Below are 214 nucleotides of genomic sequence, written 5' to 3'. Positions count from 1 at the left end.
GGTGGAGCGGTATGCGCGGGCCTGGGTGGATGCCGAGCGCATGGTGCGCCAGGAACTGCCGGTGCTGGAGCACCAGAAGAAGGCACTTTTTGAAGCCGGGCGGGATCTGGAGCGGGTCCGGCGTGGCAGTGAGGCGGATCTGCGGGCGGCGCTGAAGCATCAGCCTGAGATCCGGCAGGCGCTGTATGGTCTGGAAGGTCCGGCACGGGCGCGC

At 68.7% G+C, this 214-nt stretch carries 1 protein-coding gene; it reads left to right on the top strand.

What is annotated here, in order from left to right; genetic code table 11:
* The coding region (locus Abin_RS16130; RefSeq protein WP_148315680.1) for a hypothetical protein at positions 1-214 on the top strand (214 nt) is incomplete at both ends.

The sequence above is a fragment of the Acetobacter indonesiensis genome (assembly GCF_000963945.1).
GTDB classification, from domain to species: domain Bacteria; phylum Pseudomonadota; class Alphaproteobacteria; order Acetobacterales; family Acetobacteraceae; genus Acetobacter; species Acetobacter indonesiensis.
Note: the sequence above shows the minus strand (reverse complement) of the source record. Positions and strands in the feature narration are given on the sequence as shown.